At 70.9% G+C, this 8979-nt stretch carries 8 protein-coding genes; 3 read left to right on the top strand and 5 right to left on the bottom strand.

Annotated features, from left to right (window positions below; translation table 11 throughout):
• Both ACJ73U_RS46565 and ACJ73U_RS46570 read right to left on the bottom strand, forming a co-directional pair.
• Positions 1 to 1832, bottom strand: a 1832-nt coding sequence (locus tag ACJ73U_RS46565; RefSeq protein ID WP_407784227.1) for a xanthine dehydrogenase family protein molybdopterin-binding subunit, incomplete at its 3' end; no start/stop codon positions are given.
• Between the two features lie 35 nt (positions 1833 to 1867).
• Complete coding sequence (locus ACJ73U_RS46570; RefSeq protein WP_407784228.1) at positions 1868 to 3139, bottom strand: nucleotide disphospho-sugar-binding domain-containing protein; 1272 nt, start codon at positions 3137 to 3139, stop codon at positions 1868 to 1870.
• A gap of 608 nt (positions 3140 to 3747) precedes the next feature.
• Between ACJ73U_RS46570 and ACJ73U_RS46575 the strand changes: the two genes are divergently transcribed.
• The 3 genes from ACJ73U_RS46575 (at position 3748) to ACJ73U_RS46585 (ending at position 5899) form a co-directional block, all read left to right on the top strand.
• Positions 3748 to 4452 (top strand): hypothetical protein, encoded by a 705-nt coding sequence (locus ACJ73U_RS46575; protein ID WP_407784229.1) that lies wholly within the window; start codon positions 3748 to 3750, stop codon positions 4450 to 4452.
• A 46-nt stretch (positions 4453 to 4498) separates the two neighbouring features.
• Positions 4499 to 4855 (top strand): GntR family transcriptional regulator, encoded by a 357-nt coding sequence (locus tag ACJ73U_RS46580; RefSeq protein WP_407784234.1) that lies wholly within the window; start codon positions 4499 to 4501, stop codon positions 4853 to 4855.
• A 147-nt stretch (positions 4856 to 5002) separates the two neighbouring features.
• Positions 5003 to 5899 carry a hypothetical protein gene (locus ACJ73U_RS46585; RefSeq protein WP_407784230.1) on the top strand — a complete coding sequence of 299 codons (897 nt, stop codon included), beginning with the start codon at positions 5003 to 5005 and terminating at the stop codon, positions 5897 to 5899.
• Between the two features lie 591 nt (positions 5900 to 6490).
• On the opposite strand, the gene ACJ73U_RS46590 is transcribed toward ACJ73U_RS46585, so the two are convergent.
• The 3 genes from ACJ73U_RS46590 to ACJ73U_RS46600 all read right to left on the bottom strand — a co-directional run.
• On the bottom strand, positions 6491 to 7405 hold the full coding sequence (locus ACJ73U_RS46590; RefSeq protein WP_407784231.1) for an arabinan endo-1,5-alpha-L-arabinosidase: 915 nt from the start codon (positions 7403 to 7405) through the stop codon (positions 6491 to 6493).
• Between the two features lie 377 nt (positions 7406 to 7782).
• Positions 7783 to 8754, bottom strand: coding sequence for a hypothetical protein (locus ACJ73U_RS46595; protein WP_407784232.1), 972 nt, complete (start codon positions 8752 to 8754; stop codon positions 7783 to 7785).
• Between the two features lie 43 nt (positions 8755 to 8797).
• On the bottom strand, positions 8798 to 8979 hold a 182-nt coding region (locus ACJ73U_RS46600), incomplete at its 5' end, for a hypothetical protein (protein ID WP_407784233.1).

An 8979-nucleotide genomic window follows, 5' to 3' on the forward strand; every position in this document is an offset into this window, starting at 1 on the left:
AACACGCCCAGCATCCGCGACACCCGGACCTCGCGAGTCCACCGGTGCACCCGGACCTCGACGAACTGCGCACCGAAGGAACTGAAGGAGTGCTTGGTCAACTCCTCACCCGGCGCTGACGAGCCGTTCCTCGCCAACTCGGTGCGGCCCATGCTCCCCAACAACTCACCAAAGGACATGCTCCGCCCCCCGGCCAGCACCCGCCCGGCCGCGTAGGAGACCTCCAGCCCCACGAACGGCCCACCAGGACCAGACGCCAGGGCCACGAGATCGTCGATGACCGCGCCGACGGCGACCACGACCGCCGTACTGGCGCTCGCGGTGGCGGAGGAGGCGCCGGACGCACCGCCCGGCGGGAGGAAGGAGTCGCCGAGCCGGGCCGCGACCCGCGACCGCTCGATGTCGAGCGACTCCGCACCCACCAGGCAGAGCACGGTCAGCAGGCCGGTGCCCGGGTCCGCGCCGCTGGTCGCGACCTCGGCGGTGTCGTCGGCCCGCACCGTCACCCGCACCGTGGCCGGGAACCGGTGGGCGGGGAACATGGCGGTGGCGGTACCCATTCCGACGAGCCAGTCACCCTCCTCGCGACCACCCGGCCGGCGGGCCGACCAGCCGAACCGGGCGGCGCCGATCCGATAGCACTCGTCGAGGTGCTTGCTCGACCACAACAGATCCGAACCCAGCGGAGAAGTCGAGTCGTTCTTCAACCGCAGCTCGATCGGGTCCATGCCCAGCGCCACCGCCAACTCGTCCATCGCGCTCTCCAGCGCGAACGATCCCGGGGCCATGCCCGGTGCACGCATGTAGGTGGTCGGTGGGATGTTGAGCGGCACCACCTTCTGGCTCGCCGCCAGGTTCCGCGTCGTGTAGTACTCCTTGGTGTTGTTCGACGCCGGCTCGACGAACGACCGGTCCACGGACGTCGCCGACCACGCGTCGTGGCGTACCGCGACCAGCGTGCCGTCCGGTTCGGCGCCGAGGGCGACCTCCTGCACGGTCGCGCCCCGGGTCGCGGTCGCGGTGAAGACCTGTTCGCGGGTCAGCGCGACCTTGACCGGCCGGTCGAGCACGCGTGCCGCCGCCGCGGCCAGGAACGCCGCGGCCGACGTGCGGCCCTTGCCGCCGAACGCGCCACCCACGAACGGGTTGACGGCGTGGACGCGGGCCGGGTCCACGCCCAGCGCGGTGGCCAGCTCCATCGCCTGCATGTCACTGCCCTGGGTGCCACTGTGGATGGTCAGCTCGCCGTCCACCCACACGGCGACCGCCGAGTGCGGCTCGATCGCGGCGTGGTTCTGCGGCGCCGTGGCGTACGTGCCCTCGACCACGACCGGGCTCGCCGCCAAGGCGTCCTCGATGGACTCGACGCCGGGGGCGAGAACGAGGTGCTGGGACGCCGGCACGTCCTCGGCGTCCGCCAGCCCCTCGGACAGCGAAGTCCTCGCCGGCCGCTCGTCGTAGCCGACCTCGATGGTCATCGCCGCGTCCCGCGCGTGCTCGACGGTGTCCGCCACGACCAGGCCGATCGGCTGGCCGTAGTACGTGACATCCTTGTCCTGCAGGGGAACCCAGGTGTCGCCGAACAGCCACGTGTTCGCCGTGCGCAGGTCGAGCGGGTCGAACGGCGAGTACACGCCGACCACGCCGGGCCCGCGCCGCGCCGCCGCGGTGTCCATGTGCCGGATCTCGCCGTGGGCGATCGTGCTGAGCACGACGTGGCCGTGGACCATCCCGGGCAGGTTGTGGTCGGCGCCGTACTTCGCCCGGCCGGTGACCTTGACCCGGCCGTCCACGCGGCCGTGCCCGCCGTTGCTGTCCGGGGAGGTGTCCAACCGAACTCTCTTCCCGTCGCCGTCGAGGACGCGCGTCAGCGCAGCAGTGCCTCCACAGTAGTGATCGGGTCGTACGCCGCGTAGGCCTCCCGCAGCCGACCCGCCGCCTGCCGGTAGGTGGGGTCGCCGAGGACCGTGGTGACCGCCTCGGTGATCTGCGCCTCCGAGGGCGTCGCCGTGGCCAGGTCGACGCCCACCCGGTGGTGGGCGACGCGCGCGGCGGTCATCGGTTTCTCCTCGGTGGCCCCGCACGCCACGACCGGGACACCCGCGGCGAGGGCGAGCTGCGTGCCGCCGGCGCCCCCGTTGGTGACGAGCAGGTCCACGCGGGGCAGCAGCTCGTCGAAGGGCACGTACTTCGCCACCCGGGCGTTGGCGGGCACGGGGCCGACGAGCACCGAGGGATCGCGGCCCAGCGCGGCGACCACCAGCACGTCCTGGTCGGCGAGCGCCCGCAGCGCGGGTTCGACGAGCTGGCCGAGGTCGCCGTTCGCGATGGTGCCCTGGGTGACCGCGACGACCGGTCGGTCCGAGTCGAGGTCGTCCCACCATGCCGGCTTCCCCGGGTCGCCGCCAGGGGGTGCCGGGAGGATGCCCGCGTAGGTGAGGTTGCCGAGCGGGTTGGCACGGGGGAAGTCGAACTCGGGCACCGTGAGCGCGGCGAGGGCGTCCGGCAGGGAGTAGAGCGCCTGGTAGAAGGGCGGCATGGGCTCGGGGGCGCCGAGCTCGGTCAGCCTGAGCTGCGCGGCCTGCCGCGTGGGCTCGAGCACCGCGTGCCACTCGGCGTTGGCCGCACGGTGCGCCCGGACGGCCTCGTCCCCGCTCAGTCCCGGGATGGGGCCCATGGGTGTGGTCGCGTCGTCATCGCAGGCGATGGGGTTGGTCACGACGGCCACCCACCTGCGGGGGCGCCGGCCGGGTGCGCCGAGCGCGACCGGCCACATGCCGGTGCACAGCGAGTTGGCGACCAGCGCGGCGTCGGGGTCCTCCTCGAGAAGGCGTTGCAGCGCCTCGTGTTGCGCGTTCATGCCCGCCACGAACACGTTGATGAGATCCCAGTTGTACTGTTCCGGCCCGGTCGGCAGTGCGAACCGTTCGGGGTTGTCGCTCATGAGCCGGCGGTCGTCGAAGTCGGCCGCACCGTGCAGCGGCACGAAACGCGCGCCGATGTCCTCGGCCCGTTCGGCGAACCGGGAGCCGACCAGCGCGGTCACCGCGTGTCCTCGCCGCACGAGCCCCTCGGCGACCCTCAGGACGGGCACCGTCTCACCGAACACCGGCGGCGCGGCGACGATCACCGATCTCACTCCATCACTCCCGACTGACCCTGGTCGTTGCGACGGGGGCGAACACTAGATCATTCACATCGGCTGTTTCTAGTGCCTGGCAAGGAAATCTCGCCGGCCACGCGGCTGCCCGGAGTATCGGGGTGTCGACCTCCCGCCACCGTGAGCGTGCCACGCCGCCGACGTCGGCCGCCGAGTCCGTGGTGATTCGTGGCGGTGAGGTTGTTCTGCACGGGCCCCATCTGAGCCACCGTGGTCTCTTCTACCCGGGTTGCGAGCGAATTTCATCTGTTCGGAGTAGGTTGCTTCCCTATTGGCGACTTACCACGACTCTCGGTAGTTAACGTGCCGGTATTCGCGTGGCCGAGTGTCGTTCGTTCGGCCGCGGCGTTGTCCACGCCCCGGGCATGTCCAACAGGGTCTTTCGTCCTGGGCGAACCTTCCGGCGCCGCTCGTCGCCTGGTTCCGGGCATTCACCGTCGTGCTGTTTAAATCGTGGCCAGGTCACCGAGAAGCGGTGTATTTCTTGACTCAACGGGCCAGGGGGAACTGTCAGGGCGTTTTCTGGACGGGTGAGTACGGCCCTCTCCCGAAGTGTTTACACGTGCGTCCTACAAAGGAACTGACACATGCCAGTTGAATACGACGGTCTGAATCCACAGCGGGCACCGCACCTCTGGGAGAGCTCATGCCCGCACAGCATGCTGACCGATACCTGGCAGGAGCCGGCCACGCTGGCCGAACTGTTCGACGACGTCGTGCGGCCGTGCCGGTGCACCGAGCGGCACATCCGCATGGGTTTCATGCTCGACATCGTCGGCTACGGCCTGCGTGACTCCCCAGCCAAGGAGAGCCTGCAGCGGCGGCTGGCCCGGGTGGTGCGCCTCGTGCTCGACGACCTGGGCGTGCCGCTGGCCGACACCGAGCGCCAGGGCACCGGCGACGGCATGGTGATGGTCCTGCCGAACCGGCTCGACATCCAGCGCGCCCTGCCCACCCTCCTGCACGCCATGAGCAAGCGGCTGGGCGACAACAACGCCACGTTCCCCGACCGGATGGCCGTTCGCATGGCGGCCGGCGTGGGCCCGGTCGGCCGGTCCGAGCTGGGTTTCGGCGGCGCGCTGGTGACGCACACGGGTCGGTTGCTGAGCAGCAGGCAGCTGCGCCGGTGGGGAGCGGAGCACCCCGAGCACGACATATCGGTCGCCCTGTCGGACCCGCTGTACCGGTTCGTGGTCGCGGAGGGCGTGCCCGGGCTGCCGCGCGAGGAGTTCACCCGGGTCAAGGTGCGGGTGAAGGAGCTGACGACCTCCGCCTGGCTGTGGACGCACTGACCGCGGCCACCCCGGGAGCGAATACCGTGCACACGTGCGAGCCACCCTGATCGTCATCGACCCCGAGTCCGGGCAGCCCCCGTTCGAGCAGGTGCGCGCCCAGCTGGCGCGCCAGATCAGCGACCGCACACTCGCGGTGGGCACCAGGCTGCCGACGGTCCGGGCCCTGGCCACGGAGCTCGGTCTGGCGGCGAACACGGTCGCGCGGGCGTACCGGGAGCTGGAGGAGGCGGGCATGGTCGAGACCCGCGGCCGGGCGGGCACGTTCGTCAGCGCCCTCGGCGACCGCAGCCGGGTGGCGCTGCGCCAGGCGGCGGCGGAGTACGCGACGGCGGTCCGCGCACTGGGCATCGACGCGACCGAGGCCGTGGAGGCGGTCCGGGCGGCACTCACCCAGGGGTGAACCCGGGCTCGCGGCGGCGCGGGCGAGTCGGCGCCTCGCCCGGCGTTGTCCGTCGGGACGAAACATCCCCGCGACCGCTGTGACGGCAAGCAGCGAGATGTCTCGTCTCGCGCGCGCCGGCCGCCGCGCTGGCCTAAGCTCGCGCGGGTGCGCAAACCCGTCACGCTCGTCCTTCTCGTCGGTCTGGTGCTCGCCGGCTGTTCGGACGACGGAACCGATGACAGCGGTCTGCTGGGCGCCCTCGGCAGGGTGCGCGCGACCGTGCAGACACGCATGGCGGTCGAGTACGGGCGGCCGGCCCGGGTGCGCGAGCTGGTCGATCAGCACGGGAACCGGTACCGGGCGCTGGTGGGGATGGGGTACAGCTCGGTCGCGTCGTACAGCCTGACGGTGAAGGACGCCCTCGATCTGGACCTCGGCGGGTTCGACGAGGCGATCCTCGCGGGCGCGCCGCCGAAGCAGGCGACCGTCCTCCTGGGCCAGTACGACGTGTCCGCGGTGGACGGGAAGCTGCGTGACCTGCACGTCGACGGCAAGGCCGGCGACGGGGGCACCCGCTGGCGCGCGGCCGACGACTACGAGATCAACCTCGAGGACGGCCCGTTCGCGGACGTGGCCCCGCTCGCGCAGTTCAACGACATCCGAACCGGTGTCGGGTCCTTCGCGTTCGCGCCGGCGGCGGCGGGGATCGACTGGGTGACCGAGCCGGGCGACACGACGCTGGCCGACGACGACGTGCTCGGCCCGCTCGCCAGGTGCCTCGGCGACGTCGTCGCGGCCCAGCTGTCGTCCGCCGGACAGGCGGTGGCGGTCCGCGACGACGCGACCGAGGTCATCTGCCTGAAGGCGGACCGCGCGAAGGTGTCCGACGCGCTCAAGGGCGACGTGCCGTCCACCGGGAAGCCGTGGGACGAGCTGGTGCCCGGCGCCAGGGTGGACCAGTACGGCGCGCTGGCGCGGGTCACCATACCCCCGCGCGACGACCAGGAGGTCGGACGCGTGCTGCGGATGATGCGGACCGCCGACCTGGCCTGGCTCCAGTAGCGACGAGGGCCACCGTCGCCCCGCGGACGGCATCCGAGGGGAGACGCCACAGTGGCAGAGGTAGCGACAGGTCGGCCATCCCGCGCAGGAGCCCACGGTGGGGTTGCACGAGTTGCCGACACAGCGAGGCGTTTACGACACCGAGCGCTCGGATAACCGAGCAGGATGTGGAGCAACAGGAACATCCGGCGCCGTCTGTGGAACGCGCCCCCGAGTGCGGCCTTCTGGTGTGGCGGAGTCGCTGCCCTGGTCGGCTTCGGCGGTGCCACCCTTTCCCCGGTCATCCTGAAGGTCGTGTCGATCCTCCTCGGAGTCGTGTTGGGGATACTCGCCTTAGTCCTTCTCACGACGAACCGGCATTTCGATCCCACCTCCTCCTGGTCCGGCCCCGCGGATTCCAGCTTCATGCCACCCAGCGACTTCGGTAGCGGCGGAACCTGACCATCCTCCGGCGTATCCCGATACAACCGACACACGGTCAACCGGCCGTCTGCCGTGGCGCTGCGCGGCGTCCCAGTCGCCGTAGCCCGTGCGGCCGCGACCGGGTGACCGCGGCCACACCGGGAGTCGGTGCGGCCGCGGCGATCGTGCTCAGTAGACGGTCGGCCAGCCGTCGCTCCAACCGATCAGGTTGATCCCGAGGCGGCTGCCCGAGGACGTGTAGTAATGGTAGGCCAGCACCCACGCGTCGGTGTCCGCGAACGCGGCGGGGTGGCCGGGACCGTAGATCGAGCCGTGGGTGGCGAGGATCTCGGTGCCACCGCCGCTCGTCATGGCGACCCCGGCCCGGTCGACGTACGGGCCGGTGACCGACGTCGACCGGCCGACCATCGTGCGGTAGTTGCTGCTGGTGCCCCGGCAGCAGTAGTCGAACGCGACGAACAGGTAGTAGTAGCCGCCCCGGTAGACGATGTAGGGCGCCTCGATCGCGCCGCCCGCGCTGGACGGCCGCTGCGCGATGTTGTAGCGCGTGCCGCCGCTCTGCTTGCCGGTCGCCGGGTCGATGCGGATCATCTTGATGCCGGTCCAGAACGAGCCGTAGACGAGCCACCAGTTGCCGGACGCGTCGACCACGAGGTTCGGGTCGATGGCGTTGTGGTCGCTGGAGCTGTTTGTCTGCACCACGATCCCCTGGTTGGTCCAGCTGCCCGGTTGGGCGGTGGTGCTGGTGGCCAGGAAGATCGCGGAGTTCTGCGAGCCGAACGTGGACGCCGCGTAGTAGAGGTAGAACTGTCCATTGTGGAACGAGATGTCCGGCGCCCAGAGGTTGTCGCTGCCCCCGGTGAACGAGTGCGCCCAGGACGCGCCGTTCGGGAACGCCGAACCGAGCCGGCGGAAGGCGGTGCGGTCGCTGGAGGTGCGGATCTCCAGGCCGGTGCCGGTGGAGAACACGTAGTAGGTGCCGTTCACCTTGACCACGGACGGGTCGTGAACCGCCACGTCACCGGTGACCACACCGGGGTTCGGATAGTCCGCGGCGGACGCCGCCACGGGTGCTGTTGCCATTCCGAGCAGGGTCAGGAAGGCGGCAAGGACCGCCCGACATCGTTGTCGCAACACGGTAATCTCCCTCGCGTCATCCCACATGTTAGCGCTCACATACAACAAGCACACCCCCCAGTTCTCAAAGCGTGAACTCCAATGAGAGCGCTACCAATCCCCGCGTGTCCAACACCGAAAACCCGCGTGTCCAACGCCCAGAGCCCGCGTGTCCAACACCCGCGACGGGTGAGTTCGACAAATCGTGCCGTCCGGATTCGTTGAACACGCGGGTCACGGCGGTTGGACACGCGGGTCACGCCGGTTGGACACGCGGGTCACGCCGGTTGGACACGCGGGTCACGCCGGTTGGACACGCGGGTCGCGGGGGTTGGACACGCGGGTTATGTGGTGACGGCGTGGGTGGAGCGGCAGGTGGCGCAGCGGACCGTGGCGGTGCGGTCGACCGGGACCCGGATGCGCTGGTGGCAGGTGGGGCAGCCGAAGACGACCTTCATCGGGGCGTGCCCCTCGAACCGGTAGCCGCCGTCGAACGGCAGGGCCGGGCCGCTGAGTGCGCTCGGCGTGGCCAGGTGCGCGGCGCGGCGCCGGTCGGCGAGGTACTGGCGGTGGGCGTCCCGCTGGCACCCGGACAGCGGTGCGCCCTCGTGGTCCTGCGCCGCGCGCCGCCGCCCGGCCCGGTAGGCCTGCCGGGCGGCGGGGTTGTCGGCGAGGTAGCGCTCGATGTCCTCGTCGAAGGCCAACGCGCGCTTGGCGAGCACGTAGCCGAGTTCCGCCGGGGACAGGTACCCGAACGACTGCCCGGCCCCCTCGACGCGGTGGGCGTCGAGCATCAGCCAGCCTGTGCCGAGGTAGACCATCGCGGTGTCGGTGAGGATCTCGTTGCGGTCCTGGTCCTTCCACCAGATGCGGTTGCGGTGCAGGAAGACGTGCATCACCTCGTGCGCCAACACGGCCGCGGCGCCCCGGACGTCGTCGCGGAAGCGCGGGCTCAACGTGATGAAGTACTCCGGCCCGGGACCGAGCTCCACGTTGCCCGCGTGGTATCCGCCGTCCCCGGTCTCCCCCAACTCCTGGAACGACACGATGAGGCGCACGTCGGTCATCCCCAGGTGCAGCGCGATCGCCCTGGCCAGCCGCTGCGCGTCGATCACCGGCTCCGTCCACGCCGTCACGACGGGCGCGATGGCGGCGGTGTAGGTACGGATCCTCGCCGGGGACAGCGCCCGGTACAGCTCCCGAAGCGCGTCCTGGACCACCGCCAGCCGCGTGAACGTCACCGGCACCACACCAGGATCCACCGCCGAGACCGACGCCATAGGCAGCGACTTTCCCTTGCGCCGCAAGAACCCCATGGCCGAACCGTACCGGTCGGCCCACACCGGCGGAATGAACTCGTCAGACCGTCAGCCGCGCCATGGCCGACTCGTCGTCCGGGGCCGCCAGGGCGGCCAGCTCCGCTTCGACCTGTTGGCGGTACGCGTGGATGGCGACCGCCCGGTCCGCGTCGCTCCAGCCGAGGGGGTCGGCGACCAACGCCGCGACCTCCTCCGCCGCGGCCACGCCGAACCTCGGGTACT

The sequence above is a fragment of the Actinophytocola sp. genome (assembly GCF_045807065.1).
In the GTDB taxonomy this organism is placed as follows: domain Bacteria; phylum Actinomycetota; class Actinomycetes; order Mycobacteriales; family Pseudonocardiaceae; genus Actinophytocola.